At 66.5% G+C, this 19,472-nt stretch carries 18 protein-coding genes; 5 read left to right on the top strand and 13 right to left on the bottom strand.

What is annotated here, in order from left to right:
* Positions 1-16: 16 nt before the first annotated feature.
* The gene (locus ACTJKT_RS01980) at positions 17-784 is read right to left on the bottom strand and encodes an EAL domain-containing protein (RefSeq protein WP_440785996.1); all 768 of its coding nucleotides are present in this window, start codon (positions 782-784) and stop codon (positions 17-19) included.
* A gap of 250 nt (positions 785-1,034) precedes the next feature.
* Between ACTJKT_RS01980 and ACTJKT_RS01985 the strand changes: the two genes are divergently transcribed.
* Positions 1,035-2,039 (top strand): AraC family transcriptional regulator ligand-binding domain-containing protein, encoded by a 1,005-nt coding sequence (locus ACTJKT_RS01985; RefSeq protein WP_440785997.1) that lies wholly within the window; start codon positions 1,035-1,037, stop codon positions 2,037-2,039.
* A gap of 119 nt (positions 2,040-2,158) precedes the next feature.
* Here ACTJKT_RS01985 and ACTJKT_RS01990 read toward each other — a convergent pair whose 3' ends face one another.
* Entirely contained in the window at positions 2,159-2,683 is a 525-nt protein-coding gene (locus ACTJKT_RS01990) for an SgcJ/EcaC family oxidoreductase (protein ID WP_025808792.1), read from the bottom strand.
* Positions 2,684-2,853: 170 nt separating this feature from the next.
* Here ACTJKT_RS01990 and ACTJKT_RS01995 point away from each other — a divergent pair, with 170 nt between their 5' ends.
* The 4 genes from ACTJKT_RS01995 to ACTJKT_RS02010 are packed head-to-tail and all read left to right on the top strand — an operon-like array spanning position 2,854 to position 7,512.
* Complete coding sequence (locus ACTJKT_RS01995) at positions 2,854-4,038, top strand: sensor histidine kinase (RefSeq protein ID WP_440785998.1); 1,185 nt, start codon at positions 2,854-2,856, stop codon at positions 4,036-4,038.
* A complete protein-coding gene (locus tag ACTJKT_RS02000; RefSeq protein WP_097303638.1) occupies positions 4,035-4,709 on the top strand; it encodes a response regulator in 675 nt (224 codons plus the stop codon). The genes ACTJKT_RS01995 and ACTJKT_RS02000 overlap by 4 nt, the downstream gene beginning before the upstream one ends.
* Positions 4,706-7,063, top strand: coding sequence for an ATP-binding protein (locus ACTJKT_RS02005; protein WP_440785999.1), 2,358 nt, complete (start codon positions 4,706-4,708; stop codon positions 7,061-7,063). Before ACTJKT_RS02000 ends, ACTJKT_RS02005 begins: the two co-directional genes overlap by 4 nt.
* On the top strand, positions 7,060-7,512 hold the full coding sequence (locus ACTJKT_RS02010; RefSeq protein WP_063431050.1) for a response regulator: 453 nt from the start codon (positions 7,060-7,062) through the stop codon (positions 7,510-7,512). The genes ACTJKT_RS02005 and ACTJKT_RS02010 overlap by 4 nt, the downstream gene beginning before the upstream one ends.
* Before the next feature lie 14 nt (positions 7,513-7,526).
* Here ACTJKT_RS02010 and ACTJKT_RS02015 read toward each other — a convergent pair whose 3' ends face one another.
* The 11 genes from ACTJKT_RS02015 to ACTJKT_RS02065 form a co-directional block, all read right to left on the bottom strand.
* Positions 7,527-8,783, bottom strand: a complete 1,257-nt coding sequence (locus ACTJKT_RS02015) for a T6SS phospholipase effector Tle1-like catalytic domain-containing protein (protein ID WP_440786000.1) — start codon at positions 8,781-8,783, stop codon at positions 7,527-7,529.
* Between the two features lie 203 nt (positions 8,784-8,986).
* Complete coding sequence (locus ACTJKT_RS02020; protein ID WP_440786001.1) at positions 8,987-10,330, bottom strand: OprD family porin; 1,344 nt, start codon at positions 10,328-10,330, stop codon at positions 8,987-8,989.
* Positions 10,331-10,410: 80 nt separating this feature from the next.
* A complete protein-coding gene (locus tag ACTJKT_RS02025; RefSeq protein WP_440786002.1) occupies positions 10,411-11,610 on the bottom strand; it encodes a DUF1624 domain-containing protein in 1,200 nt (399 codons plus the stop codon).
* 578 nt (positions 11,611-12,188) lie between these two features.
* Positions 12,189-12,437, bottom strand: coding sequence for a hypothetical protein (locus tag ACTJKT_RS02030; RefSeq protein WP_440786003.1), 249 nt, complete (start codon positions 12,435-12,437; stop codon positions 12,189-12,191).
* A 193-nt stretch (positions 12,438-12,630) separates the two neighbouring features.
* Complete coding sequence (locus ACTJKT_RS02035) at positions 12,631-13,530, bottom strand: polysaccharide deacetylase family protein (RefSeq protein WP_440786004.1); 900 nt, start codon at positions 13,528-13,530, stop codon at positions 12,631-12,633.
* Positions 13,531-13,687: 157 nt separating this feature from the next.
* A complete protein-coding gene (locus tag ACTJKT_RS02040; RefSeq protein WP_440786005.1) occupies positions 13,688-14,374 on the bottom strand; it encodes a phosphoribosyltransferase in 687 nt (228 codons plus the stop codon).
* Between the two features lie 24 nt (positions 14,375-14,398).
* A complete protein-coding gene (locus ACTJKT_RS02045; protein WP_440786006.1) occupies positions 14,399-15,289 on the bottom strand; it encodes a universal stress protein in 891 nt (296 codons plus the stop codon).
* A gap of 132 nt (positions 15,290-15,421) precedes the next feature.
* Positions 15,422-16,189 (bottom strand): ABC transporter permease, encoded by a 768-nt coding sequence (locus ACTJKT_RS02050; protein WP_440786007.1) that lies wholly within the window; start codon positions 16,187-16,189, stop codon positions 15,422-15,424.
* A complete protein-coding gene (locus ACTJKT_RS02055) occupies positions 16,189-17,388 on the bottom strand; it encodes an ABC transporter substrate-binding protein (protein WP_440786008.1) in 1,200 nt (399 codons plus the stop codon). Before ACTJKT_RS02055 ends, ACTJKT_RS02050 begins: the two co-directional genes overlap by 1 nt.
* 153 nt (positions 17,389-17,541) lie before the next feature.
* On the bottom strand, positions 17,542-18,342 hold the full coding sequence (locus tag ACTJKT_RS02060) for an ABC transporter ATP-binding protein (protein ID WP_440786009.1): 801 nt from the start codon (positions 18,340-18,342) through the stop codon (positions 17,542-17,544).
* A complete protein-coding gene (locus ACTJKT_RS02065; protein ID WP_440786010.1) occupies positions 18,339-19,409 on the bottom strand; it encodes an acyl-CoA dehydrogenase family protein in 1,071 nt (356 codons plus the stop codon). The genes ACTJKT_RS02060 and ACTJKT_RS02065 overlap by 4 nt, the downstream gene beginning before the upstream one ends.
* Between the last annotated feature and the right edge of the window lie 63 nt (positions 19,410-19,472).

Below are 19,472 nucleotides of genomic sequence, written 5' to 3' on the forward strand. Positions count from 1 at the left end.
GGCAAACCGACGTTGCTCAGCCCGCCACCACAGGCTCGGCCACCACCCCACGCAACCGGCACGGCTTCCCCAACCGGTCGAGCCGTGGCCGGCCGAACAGGTAGCCCTGGCCCCACTCGCCACCGCAGGCGGTGGCCAGGGCGCGGTCGGCTTCGCTCTCGATGCCTTCGATGATCACGCAGGGCGCCAGGGTCTTGCACAACTGCACCAGGTGTTTCAGGGTCTGCACGCTGTTGGGTTCGCTGCGGGCGCGTTGCAGGTAACCCTGGTCGATCTTGACCATGTCCGGGCGGGTCTGGCGGATGAATTCCAGGGTGCCGAGGCCGGCGCCGAAGTCGTCCACCGCCACCCGGCAACCCAGCTCGCGCAGGCACAGGACAAACTCGATGGCCGCCTCGGTGCTTGGCGGCGTGGCGCTTTCGGTGATTTCGATCACCAGCCGCGCGGCCACCGAAGGCGCGTCGCGCAACTGCGCGAGGGTGGCGGACCAGAACGGATCGATGATCGCGCTCTGCGCCGAGATATTGCAGCCCAGGCGCAGGTGCTCGTCCTCCAGCAGGCGCTCGATCACGCACCCCACTACGCTGCGGTCCAGCTCGCGCATCACCTGATGGCGCTCGAGCATGGCGAAGGGGTAGACGCCATTGCCCGGCTGCTCGACATGGCGCAGCAAGCCTTCCTGATACAGCACCCGGCTGGCGTCGGGCAGCCACACCACCGGCTGGAAGGCCAGCGCCAGTCGCCCCTGCGCCAGTTCCCGATAAAAGTCTTTGACGCTTTGCATGACAGATCCGTAGTCGAAGCGGCGACAGCGCGCCGGGTGGGCTTGGCCAGGATGCGTCGGCGCGCCCGACGAGATAATGGCTCATTGCCACTTATGATCCCCCCTGCCCGAGCGCCTCGAAAGTGTTCCCGGATACCTTTCGTTTGTCCTCGGAAACACCGCACCGCCCTTTCTCGACTGTGGCCCGGGGTTTATTGCGATCATGCGCCAGCGCCAATGACATCAATTAGCCACCAGTCCAGGAAGTACTATGCACAGAATGACCGGCACCAGTTTCCGGGTGCTTGCCGATGTCCTGACCGATGCCGGCGTCAAGGTCGAGGCCTTGCTCAAGCGCCACGGCAGCAGCCACCAGGAGGTCCATGAAAACCCCACGGGCGTCAGGCTGGAGCTGGTCTACGAGTTGCTGCAAGACGCCGTGCACCTCTGCGGCAACCCGGACCTCGGCCTGCTGGCGTACACCAAGGCCCACCCGGCCAACCTGGAAGTGCTCGGCTATGCGCTGATGTCCGGCGCCACCCTGGACACCGCGCTGCAACGCCTGGTGGATTATCACTCGCTGGTCAGCAACGGCTTTTACCTGTGCCTGGAGCGCAGCCCCCAGGCCGTCACCCTGATCGGCTTCGACATCGCCCTCGAACCCGGCCTGGTGCCCCGGGCCTTCATCGATGCCGGCGCCGCGCAGACCCTGGGCCTGGTGCACTGGCTGCTGCCCGGCCACAAGCCACAACCGCTGGCGGCAAGCTTCACTTACCCGCGACCGCCGGACACCCGCGCCCTGGAGCGTCTGCTGGGCCCCAACCTGCAGTTCGATGCGCCCTACAACAGCCTGAGCTTCAGCCCGCGGGATTGCGCGACCGCCCTGCCCAGCGCCGACCCGGCCCTGGATGTGCTGCACATGGAATACGCGCGGACCCGCCTCAAGCTGCTGCTCGACGGCTCGATGACCGCGCGGGTGCGGCGGGTTTTGTCCGAACGCCTGGCTCAGGGCGGGCCCAGCGACCTGCGGCATATCGCGCAGTTGGTGGGGGTCAGCAGCCGCAGCCTGCAACGGCGCCTGGGCAGCGAGGACATGCACTTCTCGGCCCTGCTCGACGAGGCGCGGCTGATGCTGGCCCACAGTTTCCTGCGCAACTCGGCACGCAGCGTCAAGTACATCGGCGCCCTGCTCGGCTTTCGCGACCAGAGCAGCTTTCACAAGGCCTGCCGCCGCTGGTTCGGCATGACCCCGGGGCGTTATCGCCAGGAAGGCTGAGCACCGGGCCCGGGAATAAATATCTCCTGTAGGAGCGAGCTTGCTCGCGATGGACTTANGTACGCGCAATCGTTAACGTTCATCGCGAGCAAGCTCGCTCCTACAGGGGGATGCGGGATTCAGCGATGGCTGGCCTGCAATTGCGGCTGCGCCTGGGGCATGGCCGAAGAGTGGTGATTGAGGATCTTCCACTGGCCGTCGATGCGCTCGTAGAGGAAGGTGTAGCGCGCCTGCACCTGGCGGGTCGCGCCGTTGGCCTCGTGCAGGGTGAAGGTGTAGACGCCGCTGTCCATGGCTGCGTCCGGGCCCAGGTGGCGGATTTCCCGGAAGTTGATCTGGCCCACCGGCTTGCCCGCGAGGAAATGCTCGAAGTAGTCCTGTATCTGCGCCGGGGTGGTGCGCACCTGGTTCGACACGGTCGGCTGGAGGATCGCGTCGGCGGCGTAAAGACTGGTTACGTTTTTTGCGCTGCCGGTTTGCAGGGCCGCGTTCCAGCGATCGAACAGGCCGGCGATCTCCCGGTCGCCCTGGCTCTGCGGCTGCGCGGCGACGGTGCGGTACACATAAGGCGTGGCGTCCAGGGCCTGAGCCAGGGGCGCGGTCAGGGCCAGCAACAGGGCAATGGCGGTGGTTTTCAGTTTCATCGGAAGGCTCCAGTGGGTTTCAATGCGCCCACTTTGCCCACCCGGCGCAGCCTCGCCATCGGCCAACCGGTGCCTGTGGCCTATGCCATTCGGCAGATAGGCCCACGGCCGGCAAGCGGGTCTAATGCCTGCTCGCGAGCGCACGCCCTTCACGCTGGAGCCTGATTTTCATGCAAAGCCCGACCCACGACCCCGGCAGCGCCCTGGCCATTCGCAGCCAGTATCGCCAGTCGCAAAGCCGCGCGGCGCGCCTGCGCCTGCTGGTGGACACCGGCCAGGAACTGACCCAGCTGCCGCCCGCAGCCATGCGCCAGCGCGCCCTGCAACGGGCCTGCGCCTTTATGGCGATGGACCATGGCCTGCTGCTGGAATGGCACGCCGGCCAGCCGCCCCATGCCAGCGCCCAACATGGCAGCAGCGAACGCCTGGCCGCCCTGCACCCCTTGGCCAGGTCTGCGACCCTGCACCCCGAATGGCTGCCGCAGAGCGATGCCGCCCTGCCCCAGGTGCTGCGCATTCCCCTGCCCGGCGCCGACGGCCAGGCCTTCGGCGCCCTGCTGCTGGCCAACAGCGTGGCCCTGGCCGCGCCCGACAGCGAGGACCTGGAATCCCTGCAACTACTGGCCACCCTGCTGGCGGCGCACTTGGAAAACCAGCGTTTGCTGGAGGCCCTGCAAGCCCGGGAAAGAACCATGTCGGAACTGGTGCACCGGCTGTTCAGCGCCCAGGAAGACGAGCGCAAGCGCGTGGCCTACGACCTGCACGACGGCCTGGCGCAAACCCTGGCCGGGCTGCATCAGCGCCTGCAGGGTTTTGCCGGGCGCTGCCCGACCTTGCCGCAGGAGCTGCACAACGAACTGCAGACCATCCTGACCTTGGCCCAGGGCTGTGTCGGCGAGGGCCGGCAACTGATCGGAGGCCTGCGCCCCAACGTGCTGGACGACTTTGGCCTGTACAAGGCCATCGACAAGGAAGCCGACCGCCTGCGCGACGCCGGTATCGAAGTGCACTGGCAGCAACAGTCCGGCGCGCGCCTGCCGGGTGCCAGCGAGATCGCCCTGTTCCGCATCGCCCAGGAAGGCATCAACAACATCCTCAAGCACGCCCGGGCCAGCCGTGCCGAGCTGAGCCTGCAACTGGCGGACGGCCAGGCCTGGCTGGCGCTGGCAGACAACGGTATTGGCTTCGCCCTGGACACCCCGCTGTCCAGCTGCGGCGGCCAGCACCTGGGCCTGGCGGCGATGCAGGAACGCGCCAGCCTGCTGGGCGGCGAGCTGTCCTGGCACAGCGCCCCCGGCAATGGCACCCGCCTGCAAGCCCGGGTGCCGCTGCCCACTGCTGGAGAACACCCATGAGCCCTGCCCTGCGCCTGGTGCTGGCGGACGACCATGAAGTCACCCGCACCGGTTTTGTCGCCCTGCTCGCCGGCCACCCGGAATTCGAAGTGGTGGGCCAGGCCCGCGATGGCCAGGAAGCCCTCGACCTGTGCGAGCGCCTGCAACCGGACATCGCCATTCTCGACATCCGCATGCCACTGCTCAACGGCCTGGGCGCGGCGCGCCTGCTGCAACAGCGGCAACCGGCGATCAAGGTGGTGATCTTCACCATGGACGACAGCCCCGACCACCTGGAAGCGGCGATTGCCGCCGGCGCGGTCGGCTACCTGCTCAAGGACGCCAGCCGCAGCGAAGTGCTTGGTGCCCTGCAGCGGGTGGCCCAGGGCGAGGAAGCCCTCAACAGCACGGTCAGCGCCCGGCTGCTGCGGCGCATGGCCGAACGCAACGCCGGCGGCAGCGGCGGCGCCCAGGTTGTCGCCCTGACCGCCCGCGAACGCCAGGTGCTGGGGCTGGTGGCCGGCGGCTTCAGCAACCGCGAGATCGGCGAAAAGCTCGGCATCACCACCGGCACCGCCAAGGCCCATGTGGAACGGGTGATCGGCAAGCTCGGCGCGGCGGACCGCACCCAGGCCGCGGTGCGCGGCATCGCCCTGGGGCTGGTGGCGCAGCCCGCGGGAGAATGGCCATGAGGCTCCTGGCCAGCCGGCACTGGCTCGACCTGCCCCTGCGCGGCAAGGCGCTGGTAGTGATTTCCCTGCCGCTGGTGATCCTGCTGCTGTCGCTGGTGCTGATCTACATCACCGAACGCCAGACCGCCCGCGCCGAGGAAGACGTGCGCCGGGTGCTGCTGGTGCAGGGCGATATCCAGACCGTGCACACCCTGCTCGCCGAAGCGGCGGCCAGCGTGCGCGGCTACCTGCTGACCCGCCGCGAGGACTTCCTGCCCAGCTACGAACGCGCCCAGCCGCTGATCCAGGCCGCGCTGCAACGGCTGGACAGCAACATTCGCGACGCGCGCATGCGCGACCACCTCAAGGCCATCACCCCGCTGATCGGCAACAAGCTCGACGGCCTGGTGGCCCTGCGCAACGGCCGGCCCGACGACAGCGCCAGCATCACCGCGATCCTGATCGAGAACAAACAGGTGCTGGACGTGCTGCGCGAGCAGATCAGCGCCATGCGCATTCGCGAAGACGGCTTGCTCGCCGAGCGCAGCGCCGCGGCCTCGGCGACCCGCATGCGCCTGCTGCTGGCCACGCTGCTGGCGGCGCTCTGCGGCTTGTTCGGGGCCATTGTCGCGGTGCTGTTCCTGTCCAAGGGCATAGTCGCCCGAGTGCAGCAGGTGCAAGGCAATGCCCAGCGCCTGGCCCTCGGCCAACCGTTGCGGCCGCAAGCCCCGGAACAGGACGAGATCGGCCAGCTCGGCACCCGCCTGGTGGAGGCCGGGCAACTGCTGGCCGAACGCGAACGGGCCCTGCGCGACAACGAAGAACGCCTGCGACTGATCATCGACGGGGTCAAGGACTACGGGATCTTCGCCCTCGACACCCAGGGCCGGGTCACCACCTGGAACGCCGGCGCCGAGCGGATCAAGGGCTACAGCGAACAGGAAATCCTCGGCCGGCACTTCTCGCTGTTCTACCTGGCGGAAGAATGCCCGGCGCACCCGGACATGGCCCTGCGCGAGGCCACCCGCCACGGCCATTACATGGAAGAAGCCTGGCGCTGCCGCAAGGACGGCAGCCGCTTCTGGGCCAGCGTGGTGATCACCGCGCAGTACGATGCCAGCGGCGCGTTGCGCGGATTTTCCAAGATCACTCGCGATATCACCGACCGCCGCGCCGCGGAAATCGCCCTGCGCACCGCCCGCGAAGAAGCCGAAAGCGCCAGCCGGGCCAAGAGCGAGTTCCTCTCGCGCATGAGCCACGAACTGCGCACCCCGCTCAACGCCATCCTCGGTTTCGCCCAGTTGCTGGACATGGACTCGCCCAGCGGCCAGCGGCCCCAGGTCGGCCATATCCTGCGCGCCGGCCAGCATCTGCTGACCCTGATCAACGAGGTGCTGGACATCGCCCGCATCGAGGCCGGCCACCTGTCGCTGAATGTCGAGCCGATCGCCCTGGCCTCGGTGCTGCACGAGGCCCTGACCCTGGTCTCGCCGATGGCCACCGACGCCGGCGTCCAGCTGGCCGCCCTGCCCGTGCTGAGCGAGCACAACGGGGTGATCGCCGACCGCCAGCGGCTGATCCAGGTGCTGCTCAACCTGCTGTCCAATGCCATCAAGTACAACCGGCCCCAGGGCCAGGTGCGGATCGCGGTCAAGGTCCTGGGCACGCGGGTCGAGGTGGCGGTCAGCGACACCGGCGCCGGCATTCCCCTGGAGCGCCTGGACCAGTTGTTCCGGCCCTTCGAGCGCCTGGGCGCCGACCCGCGGGTGGAAGGCACCGGCCTGGGCCTGGCCCTGAGCAAGAGCCTGCTGGAGATGATGGACGGCAGCCTGCGGGTGCACAGCACCCCGGGCCAGGGTTGCAGCTTTACCTTGCAACTGCCCTTTGTGCAGGTGGCCACGGCCGGTGCGCGCCTGCCCCTGGAACAGCAGGCCTTGGAGCAGCAGGTGCTGGAGCAACCGGTGTCGGTCCTGCCGGCCCGGGTCGAGGCCGTGGAATACCGTGGCCAGGTGCTGTGCATCGAGGACAACCTATCGAGCCTGGCGCTGATCGAAACCCTGCTGCAACGCCGCCCGGGCATTCGCCTGCTGTCGAGCATGCAGGGCCAGATGGGCCTGGACCTGGCGCGCCAGCATGCACCGCAACTGATCCTGCTGGACGTCAGCCTGCCCGACCTTGCAGGCCTGGAGGTGCTGCGCCGGCTGCGGGAATCGCCGATCACCGCCAGCACCCCGGTGCTGATGATCACCGCCGATGCCAGCGCCCTGACCCACCGCGCCCTGCTGCAGGCCGGGGCCACGGCGATCCTGACCAAACCCATTCATATCCCGGCGTTTCTCGCCCACCTTGAGCAACATCTACCGGAGCCCGCATGAACCACGATTTGCGCATCCTGATCATCGACGACCAACGCCCCAACCTCGACCTGATGGAGCAGCTGCTGGCCCGCGAAGGCCTGCACAACGTACTGAGCAGCACCCAGCCGCTGCGCACCCTGGACCTGTTCAACAGCTTCGAGCCGGACCTGGTGATCCTCGACCTGCACATGCCCGAGTTCGACGGCTTCGCCGTGCTCGAACAGCTCAACCGGCGGATCCCGGCCAACGATTACCTGCCGATCCTGGTGCTGACCGCCGACGCCACCCGCGACACCCGCCTGCGCGCCCTGGCCCTGGGTGCCCGCGACTTCATCAGCAAGCCGCTGGACGCCCTGGAAACCCTGCTGCGGATCTGGAACCTGCTGGAAACCCGCGCCCTGTACAAAGCCCTGCGCCAGCAGGTGCCGGCAGAGCAGATCGAGCTGCTGCGCCGGCATCGGCAGTGAATGGACTGGCGACCCTAGAGGTTGTACTCATCCAGCCTCGGCGAGTCGCCAACTTGCTCGATCAACTCGGAATCGATGTCCGGCAGGTTTTGCGGCTGGTAGCTCAGCTGGCTGCCCCACGACTGGTCGCTGTTCAGCGGCCCATTTTGCCGAGCGGCCACTGAGGCATGGACCCGGATTTTTTGTCCGTTTTCAGGGGTGGGAATCACCCGAGGCCGGGCTTTGCCGAACGGCGGCATCGAACCGTACTCACGGGTTCGCTTGTGGGTCTTCGGGTTCCAGACCAGACGTGGCACCCACTCGGCGATCAGCCAGTTGCGGGTCAGGGAATTGTGGGCCTGGGCCAGCGGATCCTGTAGCACAGAGGGTGGATAGAGTTCCGCGCGACAGGCTTCGGCATCGATGCTCAACCCGGCCTCCAGGCACTCGCCGATCATCCAGCGCAAGGCAATCAGCGCCAGTTGCGACTCGCCGGCCGGGTAACCGCCGCCCACATCGGCATGCACGCCAGCGAACCAGACCTGTTTCAGGTTCACCCCTTCGCCCTCTGTCCAGAGGTTCTGGCGGAAAAAGCTGCGGCGTTCGTCCAGGGACACCGCATGGCGGATGATCTTCACGTCCTTGTTCTTCCGGGTGTAGGGAACGATCAGCGGGTCATACACCCAGCCCACCGAACTCACGGTGTCGAACAGCCCGAGAAAGTGAATGCTCACCGGCCGGGCAAAGCTGCCCTTGAACGCCTCCATCAAATCGAAGTCCGGTTTTTTGTCCGCGCTCATGCGCCACCAGGTGTAACTCATGGCCCGTTGGCGATTCGGCTTGGAATTATCAGCGGATCGCTGGCGAGTGGTCAGCAGCGACCAGGCAAAGTCCATCAGTTGGACCTGATGGGCGGGCAACAGGCCGATGGTATACAGCAGCGCCGCCAACACCCGCACCGCGTAGGAGCCGCGGGAGAAGCCGAAGAGGAAGATCTGGTCGCCGTCCCTGTAGTTCTCCATCAGGAAGCGGTAGGCATTGAGTACGTTGCGCTTGAGGCCCCAGCCGAACATCAGCCCGGCGATGCGCGACGGCACCTTCTGCCATTCGAACAGGGTTTCGCTGAGCCCGAAGGTGCCCACCCCCTGGTCGTAATAGGCCAGCAGCGTTTCGCTGTCCTTGGGCAGCGAGCGAAACAGCCGGACCACGTTGGTCGGTTCGTCGCTGAAACGGTTGTTGGTGCCATCGATGCAGACAATCAGCTGGCGCGCCTTGATCCTTGTGTTCTCCACGACCTGGTTACCCCATGGCAGTCAAGTGAGGTTCCCGCGCGGCAATCGGCCAGGCGAGGACCGGTGTCACCCTACGTCCGTGTCATGACAACTGCTGCGGTAAAGCGTGAAGGGCTATCCAAGGCATAGCAGCATTAATGGCACCCGGCCATAAAAATCCCTCCACCAGAAGGGAGCGCTCGCTGACGGGCCGTGCCTGGAGGCTAGAACCTGCCGCCCAACGGATACTCGATCGCCAGCCGCAGCTGGTCGGCATCCAGTTCGGCCTGGGCTTTGTTACCGCGATGCACCGCATGGCGCAGGGTGACGGCGAGGTTTTTCGCCGGGCCGGACTGCACCACGTACTTGGCTTGCAGGTCGCGCTCCCAGTGCTTACCGCCTTCGCCATAGCCCAGCCAGGCGTAGCCGCCGCGCGGGTCCATATGGCTGCCGTCGATGCCACTGCCGCGCACATACAGGGCGCTGAAGCTCAGGCCGGGTATGTTGTAGCCGGCCATATTGAGGTCGTAGCGGGCCTGCCAGGAGGCTTCTTGCGGGGCGTTGAAGTCCGACAGGGCCACGGCGTTGCTCAGCAGGATCGCGCCGCGGGTGACGTAGTCGTAAGGCGTGTCGCCATCGACCTTCTGGTAGCCCAGGCCAAAGCTGTGGGCACCGCTCCTGTAGGTCGACATCAGGCTCCAGGTGGTGTTATCGATACGCCCCGACAGGGCCTTGCCGGTGTCCTGGGTGCGGTACAGGTTGAAATCGAACCTCAGGTCCTGGTCCTGGCTCAGCGGCAGGTTGTAGAGCGCGCCGAGGTACTGCTGGCGCCAGCTGTCTTGGTACAGCGCACTGAACAGGCTGGCGTTGAGGCCCTTGATCGACGTATTGCGCACGCCGATCAGGTCGAAGCTGTCGCCCTGCTTGCCATTGGAATAATTGACCACGAAACCCTGGTCGTGGCTGCTGGCGTTACGGTCGGTGCTTTCGTTGAAGTGGCCGCCGTACAGGCTGGTGTCGCTCAGCTCGCGGCTGGTGAGGAACCAGCCGGTGGCGGTCTCGGGCAGCAGGCGGCTGTCGGAGGAACCGAACACCGGGGTCTTCACTCGCTGTTCGCCGTAGCGCAGCTCGGTGGAGGAAAAACGCAGCTTGGCCACCGCGCCGCCGCGGCTGAACTGGTCCTTGGGATGGCCATCGTTGTCCACCCCCAGCAGCCGCGCCTTGCCGGCCCGGCCACCGCCGCTGTCGAGTTTCCAGCCGGAATAGACATGGGCGTCCAGGCCGAAGCCGAGGGTGCCCTGGGTGAAGCCGGAGCTGTAGTCGGCCATCAGGCCATAGGCCCACTCCTCCGCCAGGTCGCTGCGTTCGGCGCGGGGTTTGTAGGCGTTGCGCGCGCCGTTGCTCAAGGAACCGTGCCGATAGTCGCGACGGTCGTAGAGGCTGCGGTTGAACAGGTTCCACTGGCTGTCTTCGATAAAGCCCTTGACATGGTCCTGCTCCGCGGCCAGCGCGAGCAGGCTCTGGCCCCCCAATGCCAACAGCAGGGTGTGTCGGGTCAAGCGCTTCACTGTCGAACTCCCGGAAATCGATAAATGGCGGGCGATGTCCGGCAGTGCGCCGCTGTACGGGCGCACCACCGGGACCCCACTCAGAGGTATTTGAGGATCGCGATATCGCGGCGACGCTGCTTGAGGCCGGCGAACCAGCGCGTCGGGAAGAACAGCAGCACGCCGAGGATCAGGCTCCACAGCCAGACCCCGGACAGGTTGTCGAAGCCGTAGTAAGTGCCCTGGTTGGTGCCCCAGATGGCCACCGCCACCAGGTACAGGGCCTTGAGCACGTACAGGTGCAGCAGGTAGAAGAACATCGGCGCGCCGCCGTAGATCGCCAGTTGCGCGGTCGACCAGCGTTCCTGGACCTTCTCGAAGTACGCCAGGAGGATCAGCCCCAGGCCCAGGGTCGGCATCAGGAACATCAACGACGGCGGGTACTTCTTGGCGCTCATGAAGCTCATGAAGGTGCGCAGCCCATCGCCGGTCTGGACCCAGGGCTTCTCGCCGTAGACGTTCAGGTAGCGAATGAACACGAAGGCCAGCAGCAGGCCGACGCCAACCTTGAGCAGCCGCGAAATGCGCGCCGCCGGCTGCACGTCCTTGCCGAACCACGGGCCTATGGCCCAGCCCAGCAGGATCACGCCGATCCACGGCAGCACCGGGTAGGTGGTGCGGGCCCGGGTGAACTCGGTGAGGTCGATGAACACCCGCTGGTGCAGGATCGACCAGGGCACGAAGAACGGCGACTCGGGGCCCAGCACCACGTCATCCAGCAGGTTGTGCCCGGCGACTATGGCCACCCCCAGCACGATCAGCCAGCCGCGCTTGAAATGCAGCAAGCCGGCCAGCACGATCATGCAGATGCCGATGCACCAGATCACCTGCAGCCACAGGGTCTTGGGCGGGAACTCGGCGTTCCAGGCAAAACACACGAAGGTCAGTTCGAGGAACACCAGGAACAGGCCGCGCTTGAGCAGGAACACCGAGGTTTCGCTCAGCGTGTGTTTCTGGCTGTAGAGCCAGGCCGACAGGCCGGTGAGGAAAATGAACACCGGCGCGCAGATCTCGCTGAGCAGGCGGGTGAAAAACAGCTCCGGGCTCACGCTCAGGGCGTCGATCGGGTCGCTGACCTGGCGATGCAGGAGGAAGGTCTCGCGCACGTGGTCCACCAGCATGCACAGCATGACAAAACCGCGCAGGGCATCGATCGCCAGCATCCGTGTGTTGGCCTTGGCCACGGCCAGCGCAGGGGACACGACGCCCGCCTGCCCTGCCAATCCAGTAGAAAGACTCATATCGCTCCCTTGTGTGGAAGGTCGTTTGATCGGGGCAGGACGGTCGCGGCGGAACGCGGGCTCAGGATGCTTATTCGCGGTACAGGGGCTGGCCCTGTGGGGGTGTTTGCCATGCTCATTGGCATTGTCGTGTGCTCCTTTGGACTCTCATTCAACGAATCGCCTCCCCAGGCTCTGATGGCGTTGCAATTGCTCGGGGAAACGCCGCGCGCCTGCCTCTGGCGGGCATTGCTGCGCGGTGCGTGGGTTGTCTGATGGGGGCTGCCATGCACAGGGCTTTACCTTGTGTGCACGCAACCCGCTGTCGATCGAAGCTTCGTGGGCCGTTATCGCCCGGGCCCGGCAAACGGCCGGCCCAGACGCAAGCGCGCCCTTTTGAGGCGCGCGCGGGAGTGAACAATCAGACGACAAAATGTTATCAGATAACATTTCATATTGAGAGTGGAACGAAGCGCTGCGAAACAATTTACCCCGCGGCCTGCGGTCTTTCGGGATCGGCGAGCGGATTGCGCCCTTTCCGAAACGACAACGGCGCCCAAGGGCGCCGTTGTCATGCTGGGCGAAAACCGCCCTGCGACTCAATCATCATCGTCGTCATCGTCACGGTCGCGACGATAGCGCCCGTCCCTGTCCCGGCGGTCGTAGCGACGGTCGTAACGGTCGTCGTCGCGATCCCAGTCGCGGTCGTAACCGCGGTCATAACGACTGTGGTCGCGCCAGCGGTCATGGTCGCGATCGTAGCGCCGGCCGTCGTCCCAATGGGGGTAGCAGCCCCCCAGCAGCAGCGTGGAGCAAAGGGTCAGGGTGAGTGTCGCGAGTCGCTTCATGGGAGTGTCCTAGAACCTGGGTCAGAACGATTTTTGGCAAAGCTGCCCGGCAACGCAGCGGGCCCTGAGCGAACCGGCGGCGCCGGCACCTGCAACCACCCATGTGACTGTAAAACCAGAGATTTATTCGAACCTGGCATGACACTGGCGGACCGACGGTCATGTCTTGGCCAATGCGAACGGTCACGCCTGCTCAATGGGAATTCCTGTCCCACAGCCAGTTCCACAGCCCCGGCAACCGCACCGGCTGCTCGCTGCTGGCGACGGTACGGGCCATGACCGCCCGTTGCAACGCCGCGGTATCGCCGTAGAACGGTTTGGGCGCGGTCTTGAGGCCAGTGGCCCGGGCGCTGTCGAGCAGGATCTGCAAGTATTCCTGGGTATGCCGGGCGGTGTAGCGATTGAGGTCGTGGAAGGTCACCACCACCGGAATCGCTCCGTCCACCGTCGGCAACTGGCCCAGAGCAATGCGTTCGCGCACCTCCGACAGCTGGCGCAGCATATTGGCCCGGCGCCGTGGGCTGGCGTTGAAACCCCAGACCTTGCCGTCGTTGGCGCTGAGGTCGGTCAGCAACACATGCAGGCCATGCCGCTGGTAGGCGGCGAAGGTGCGCTTGTCGTAGTTCCAGAATGGCGGGCGCACCAGGCTCGGCGACACGCCAGTGATCAGCGCGATATCGGCGCTGCCGTCGCTCAGGGACTGCTCCAGTTCCGGCGGGTCGAGCGAGCGATGGTTGGTATGCCTCGGCGTGGCGGTATGAAAGCCCAGCACATGGCCCTCGGCATGCTCGCGGGCCATCAGCCGCCGCCCTATGTCGCTGCCACCGGCCCGCGAGGCGCGGGTCTGGACGAAGAACACCGCCTTGATCGCCGGTTGCAGCGGGTTGTCGAGCAGGTCGTCGAGCACCCGTTCGGTCGGGTTATAAATGCTGGAAGCGCTGGGGCCGTCGTCGAAGGTCAGCAGAAAGCGGATCGGCGCCTGGGCACTCAGGCGTTGCTCGGTCTGCGCGGTCATTTCGATGGGGGCGCCTATGCAACCGGCCAGGCCAGCGGCCAGCAGCAATGTGCAGAGAAGCTTGAAGCCTCGTTTCATGTTTTGCCCTGTGTCGGACCGTTGCGGTCGTCACCTCAATGGCAAAATTCCCTCGCCCATGGATCCCTCGCCCGGCCTGCACGCAGCGCCGGGCACAGCTTGGAGGGGCAACACAGGTTTTGGTTCCGAGGCCCCCGGTTTCAGGCCGCCGAGAGGTTCATGCCGCAGCGCCTTCGCACGGCCGCTGCCAGGCACGCTGCAACAACTCGATCACCTCCTCGTCCGAGGTCTGGGCAAAGTCCGCATAGCCGTTGCCGATCGACACGAACCACAGCGGGGTGATCGGGCAGATCAGCTCGTCGACCTCGAAACTCAGGGTATCCACGGTTTCCTGCGGCGCCAGGGGCACCGCCACCACTATCCGCGCCGGGTGCTGCAGGCGCGTTGCCTGGACCGCGGCGTGCATCGAGGCGCCGGTGGCCAGCCCGTCGTCCACCAGGATCACTGTCTGGCCGCGCAGGTCGGGCGCGGCCCGCTCGCCGCGGTAGACCCGATCGCGGCGCTGCAATTCCTGGGTTTCCCGCTGGGTTACCGCTTGCAACTCGGCGTCACCGATGTAATGGCTGCTCAGGACGTCCTGATTGAGGATGCGGATGCCGCCGCTGGCGATGGCGCCCATTGCCAGCTCTTCGTGACCGGGCACGCCGAGCTTGCGCACCAGCATCAGGTCCAGCCGCACCTCCAAGGCCCGGGCGATTTCCCAGGCCACCGGCACCCCGCCCCGGGGCAACGCCAGCACTATCACCTCGGGCCGGCGACTGTATTTCTGCAACGGCGCGACCAGCCCTTGCCCGGCGGCCTGACGGTTGCGCAGGGTCATCTGCAATGACGGATATTCGCTCATGTCTCACCTCCCAAGGCGGCCCGGCTACAGCGCCAGCAGGCTGCAGGGCACCTGATACAGCGCGTGCTCGGTGGTGCTGCCCACCAGTTTCTCCAGGCCCTCGCGATGCACCCGGCCCATGACCAGCACGTCGGCCTGGTTCTCGGTGACGAAATTGGCCAGCACCGTGACCGGCTGCCCGAGGATGAAATGCCGCCGTTCCTCGGGCACGCCATAACGCTCGGCCAGTTCCAGAAAGGCTTTTTCCAGGGTGACCCGCAGTTCCCGGGTCAGGTCCGCCAGCACCAGGCCACCGCCCCCGGCATCGCCCAGGTAGACCGACGACACGTCATAGGCGTGCAGCAGGTGCAGCTCGGCATCGCATTGCAGCGCCAGGCTGTTGGCTTCGTGGATGATCCGGTCGTTGAGCCCGTTGTGCTGGTACTCCGGCCGCGACGGGTCGACCGCCGCCACTACCATTTGCGGCAAGGTATGGCCGTGGCGGCCCATCAGGTACAGCGGCACCGGGCACTGGCGCAGCAGGTGCCAGTCCATGGGCGTAAGAAAGGCGCGTTTCAGCGCCGGTTCGTGCTGCACGTCCTTGATCAGCAGGTCGGGCTGGATTTCCGCGACGTGCTGCAGGATTTCCTCCAGCAGGTCGTCGGCCCAGGTCACCTCGCCGTTGACCGTGACGCCATGGCCCCGCAACCGATGCACCTCCTCCTGCAACCAGTGCTGATGTTCCAGGCGATAACGTTCGCGCGCCTCATTGCGCACGTTGTGCTCGAACAGGGAAAGAATCGACGCCGGTTTCAGCAAGGCCGCGATATGCAGGGTCGCGCCGCTGGCCTTGGCCAGGGCCGCTGCACGCGGGATCGCGGGGGATTGGCGCATTGCCGGGTCGATGACCAGCAACAAGCGTTGGTACTGGCTCATGGCGCACCTCCAGATAGGCTGGACGCCCACGCCGGCCACCGGCGCCTGCTTTTCCATACGCCGGTGCGTCAACGCCGGATCGAACGCCAGCATGACTTCAGACTTCCCACTGACAATGCGCCCGTCGCGGCGTTACGGCAAGTGCGTCCAGCGTCGGTGCAGACCACGGGCCAGGCTGTCCAGGACAAAGCCCAGGGCACCGATCAGCAGCACCATGGCCATCAGTTCCGAATAGGCCAGGCGGTCGCGGGTATCGAGGATGAAATAGCCCAGGCCGGCGCTGACGCCGAGCATTTCGCAGGGCACCAGGACAATCCACAAAATGCCGATGGCCAGGCGCACGCCGGTCAGCACATGGCCCAGCACCCCGGGCAGGATCACCTTGCGCAGGGTTTCCCAGCGGGTGGCGCTGAGGCTGCGGCTCAGTTGCAGCCAGCGCGGGTCGAGCTGGCGCACCCCGGCCGCGGTGTTGAGCAGGATCGGCCAGATCGCGGCGAAGGCCAGCAGGAAGTAGATCGGCTGGTCCCCTACCCCCATCAGCATCACCACCACCGGCATCCACGACAGCGGCGAGATCATCCGCAGGAACTGGAACGCCGGGGTGGTGGCCGCCTCCAGGTGGCGGTAGCTGCCGATCAGCAGGCCCAGGGGCACGCCGACCAGCAAGGCCAGGGCCAGGCCGACCAGGATGCGCTTGAGGCTGACCAGCACATGCTCATACAGCTCGGCACGGCCCAGCAGCTCCAGCAGGCTGGCCAGGGTCGCCGCCGGCGAAAAGCGCGCCGCCAGCCCGTCGGCGCTGCCGAACAGGCGCACGCCCAGCCACCACAACAGCAGCAGGCACAGCAGCCCCGCCACGCCCAGGAGCCAAGGCCGGCTCGATGCGGATCGCTTGGCCATCAGAGGCTGAACTCCTCGCTGCGTTCAAAGCTGTCGGGCAAGCCGAACGCCTTTAGCCCGCCGACCGCGGCGATAGCGTTGCGCACAAAGCGCTCGTCCACCAGGTCGCGGGCGGTGTGCTGCGGGTCGAGGCTGGCCAGGAAGCCTTTGTCGCCTTCGATCAGGGTGTCCTTGAGGCGCTTGACCAGTTCCTCGGTGTAGCTGGGGAACGGGTACGGCTGAAAGTCGATGCGCTGCTCGTCCCACTGCGCGTGCTGGATCGCGCCGTCGGCCAGGTACTGCTGGCGCTCGCTGGCACTCGGCGCCAGGACCCGGCTCAGCACCTGGGGCGCGTGCGGGGTGTAGCGGTTGGCGCCGTCCCGGGACAGCAGTTTGGCCGCCTCGGCGCGGTTGTCGCGGGTCCACAGCTGCGCCTTGACGATGGCGTTGACCACCTTCTGCGACCATTCGGGGCGGTTATTTAAATCCTGCTCGTGCATGAACACCACGCAGCAGGCGTGGTTGCGCCAGATATCCCCGGTAAAGCGCTGCACCCGGCCGACCTTGAGCTCCTCGGCCAGGGCATTGAAGGGCTCGGCGACTATGTAGCCGGCGATGCGCTTGCTGGCCAGGGCCGGCGGCATGTCCGACGGCGGCAGCACCAGCAGGTTGACCTCGTTGGCCGCCAGCGGGCTGCTGGCCGGCCGGCTGACCAGGGTCAGGCCGTTGTCGCGCAACAGCTGCTGCACCACCACGTTATGGATCGAATACCAGAACGGAATCGCCAGCGCCTGCCCGCCCAGTTGCCGGACCTCGGTGATGCCTGGCGCCACGGTCAGACCGGAGCCGCCGACGTGGTTCCAGGCCACCACCTTGGCCGGCACCTTGCTGCCGTAGCGGGCCCAGACGGTCATTGGCGACAGCAGGTGGATCACATTGACCTGCCCGGAAATAAAGGCCTCGATCACCTGCGCCCAACTGCGCAACAGCACCGGGCGCTCGGAGCGGATGCCCTCGGCCTCGAACAGGCCGTTGTTATGGGCCACCAGCAGTGGCGTGGCGTCGGTGATCGGCAGGTAGCCGATGCGCACCGGCGCGTCCGGCTCTGCGGCGGCGCGGGCCTGCAGGCTGTTGAGCAACGGCAAGGCGCCGCCAGCGGTGAGCAAGGCACTGAGTTTGAGGAAGTCGCGACGGCTATGGGTGAAGTCATCCAGGCACATGGTGTATCTCCGACAATTCGGGCAAGGGGTTGAACCCAGCCTTCAACACCGCTTCCTGTAGGAGCGAAGCTTGCTCGCGATAAAAACGTCAGTGCGGCGCAGGGCTCCAGACACCCCGTCAACGTTGAGATTTTTCGCGGGCAAGCCTCGCTCCTACACAGGCTGCGGTAAGGCTTGGGGCTGTGGAGCGCGGCTCGCCCGCCGAAGGGTTTTGAGAATCTCGATCCGCAGGGCGCCCAGTTCTTCCACCAGCTCGGCGCGCGGCTGAGGCAGGTCGATGCGCCATTCGCCGAGGGTCCGCGCCGGGCTGTTACCCAGTAGCAGGATCCGCTCGGAAAGCAGCAGGGCTTCGTCGATGTCGTGGGTGATCAACAGCGCCGCGGTGCGGTGCTCGGCAATCACCTTGAGCAGCAGTTGCTGCATGTCGGCGCGGGTCACTTCGTCCAGCGCGCCGAAGGGTTCGTCGAGCAACAGCACCTGCGGCTGGCGCGCCAGGCAACGGGCCAACGCGGTACGTTGCGCCATGCCGCCGGACAGCTGCGCCGGGTAATGCCCGCGGGCATGCTGCAAGCCGACCTCGGCGATCGCCTGGTCGATCCGCACCTGGCGTTGCCGGGCGCTCAGCGCCGGCTGGCGGGCGAAGTCGAGGCCGAAGGCGACGTTGTGTTCCAGATTCAGCCAGGGCAGCAGGCTGGGGTCCTGGAAAGCCACGGCCACCCTCGGATGCGGCCCGTCCAGGGCCTGGCCCAGCAGGCTGACGCTGCCGCCCTGGGGCACCTGCAAGCCGGCCAGGACCCGCAACAGGCTGGACTTGCCGACGCCGCTGGGGCCAAGAATCGACACCACCTCCCCTGGCTGCAAGCGCAGGTCGAAACCTTCCAGCACCGCCTGCCAGCCGTGTTCACCGGGATAGCCAAGGCTGATCTGCCGGGCTTCGAGCAGAGCCGCGCTCATGCCACCGCGTCCCGGGCCTGACGCCGCAACTCGGCGCGCAATTGCACCAGGCTCGGGGTGACGATCGGCACGAAGGCCGACTCGCGCCAGCGCCGGGCAAAGCCGCTGCCATGCTCGCTCAGGTAGGCCTTGCCGCCGCTGGCCTGCAACTCCAGCTGCACGGCGTTGGCGGCGGCTTCGGCCAGGGCGATGCGCAGGCGGAACAGCGCCGCTGGCTGGCTCAGGAAACGTCCGTCCAACAGGCCACGCTTGAGCTGGTCGACACTCTCTTCCAACTGCTGGCGCTGCTCCTCGAAAGGCTCGCGCAGAATCGAACGACCGCTGTGCAGATGGCTTTGCACTTCATCCAGCGCGCGCCGCGCCAGGCCGATGGCCATGCCGCATTGCAGGCCGAGAAACGCCGGGCGCACCGCCGGCAGAAAGGCCTTGGCGTCCTCGTGCAGCAACCAGTCGTGGCCGACCTCGACCTGTTGCAGTTCCAGCGCCGCGGTATTGCTCGACTGCAAGCCCATCAGTTGCAAGTCCTCGGAGCGTTGCAGGCCAGCCAGGGCCGCGGGGATCGCCAGGATAAAGGGTGCGCCGCCCTGCTCGTGCTCGATGGCCGCGGCCACCACAAAACCGCTCTTGCGCAGATTGGTGACCCAGTGCAGGCGCCCGTTCAGACGCCAGCCGCCGGCTTGTGGCAACGCGCGGACCTGCAGGGCCTCGATGCCCGAGAGGAACTTCATGGCGTTCGACAGCCCGGTGGCCCCCGCCAGTTCGCCGCTGAGCAGGTCCGGCAGCAGACGCTCGCGCAAGGCCGCGTTGGGGCTTTGCAGCAGGTATTCGATAAAGGCCCGCTGGCCCCAGAACACAAAGGCCGCCGCCAGGGAATGGCTGGCCACCGCGGCCACCGCTTCCACGGCCGCGCCCAGGTCGCCGTCGCTGCCGCCCTGCCCGGCCGGAATACCGATGCGCAGCACCTGCGCCTCGGCCAGTCGCGCCAGCACCTGCTGTGGGTCGCAGTGGCCCAGATCCAGGGCCTGGGCCTCGGCGTCCAGCCATTGACTCAATGCGGGGTCGAGCATGTGGTTTTCTCCTTTTCTACGCGGCATCGGCCACAGGGCCCTGCCTTGAATCCAGCCGCTGCA

It is taken from the genome of Pseudomonas sp. 22526 (assembly GCF_052044735.1).
Lineage (GTDB): Bacteria > Pseudomonadota > Gammaproteobacteria > Pseudomonadales > Pseudomonadaceae > Aquipseudomonas > Aquipseudomonas piscium.

Bases quoted from the DNA above. Each gene is read 5' to 3' on its own strand.
- ACTJKT_RS01980 (WP_440785996.1), bottom strand. From the start codon at position 784: ATGCAAAGCGTCAAAGACTTTTATCGGGAACTGGCGCAGGGGCGACTG.
- ACTJKT_RS01985 (WP_440785997.1), top strand. From the start codon at position 1,035: ATGCACAGAATGACCGGCACCAGTTTCCGGGTGCTTGCCGATGTCCTG.
- ACTJKT_RS01990 (WP_025808792.1), bottom strand. From the start codon at position 2,683: ATGAAACTGAAAACCACCGCCATTGCCCTGTTGCTGGCCCTGACCGCG.
- ACTJKT_RS01995 (WP_440785998.1), top strand. From the start codon at position 2,854: ATGCAAAGCCCGACCCACGACCCCGGCAGCGCCCTGGCCATTCGCAGC.
- ACTJKT_RS02000 (WP_097303638.1), top strand. From the start codon at position 4,035: ATGAGCCCTGCCCTGCGCCTGGTGCTGGCGGACGACCATGAAGTCACC.
- ACTJKT_RS02005 (WP_440785999.1), top strand. From the start codon at position 4,706: ATGAGGCTCCTGGCCAGCCGGCACTGGCTCGACCTGCCCCTGCGCGGC.
- ACTJKT_RS02010 (WP_063431050.1), top strand. From the start codon at position 7,060: ATGAACCACGATTTGCGCATCCTGATCATCGACGACCAACGCCCCAAC.
- ACTJKT_RS02025 (WP_440786002.1), bottom strand. From the start codon at position 11,610: ATGAGTCTTTCTACTGGATTGGCAGGGCAGGCGGGCGTCGTGTCCCCT.
- ACTJKT_RS02030 (WP_440786003.1), bottom strand. From the start codon at position 12,437: ATGAAGCGACTCGCGACACTCACCCTGACCCTTTGCTCCACGCTGCTG.
- ACTJKT_RS02035 (WP_440786004.1), bottom strand. From the start codon at position 13,530: ATGAAACGAGGCTTCAAGCTTCTCTGCACATTGCTGCTGGCCGCTGGC.
- ACTJKT_RS02040 (WP_440786005.1), bottom strand. From the start codon at position 14,374: ATGAGCGAATATCCGTCATTGCAGATGACCCTGCGCAACCGTCAGGCC.
- ACTJKT_RS02045 (WP_440786006.1), bottom strand. From the start codon at position 15,289: ATGAGCCAGTACCAACGCTTGTTGCTGGTCATCGACCCGGCAATGCGC.
- ACTJKT_RS02050 (WP_440786007.1), bottom strand. From the start codon at position 16,189: ATGGCCAAGCGATCCGCATCGAGCCGGCCTTGGCTCCTGGGCGTGGCG.
- ACTJKT_RS02055 (WP_440786008.1), bottom strand. From the start codon at position 17,388: ATGTGCCTGGATGACTTCACCCATAGCCGTCGCGACTTCCTCAAACTC.
- ACTJKT_RS02060 (WP_440786009.1), bottom strand. From the start codon at position 18,342: ATGAGCGCGGCTCTGCTCGAAGCCCGGCAGATCAGCCTTGGCTATCCC.
- ACTJKT_RS02065 (WP_440786010.1), bottom strand. From the start codon at position 19,409: ATGCTCGACCCCGCATTGAGTCAATGGCTGGACGCCGAGGCCCAGGCC.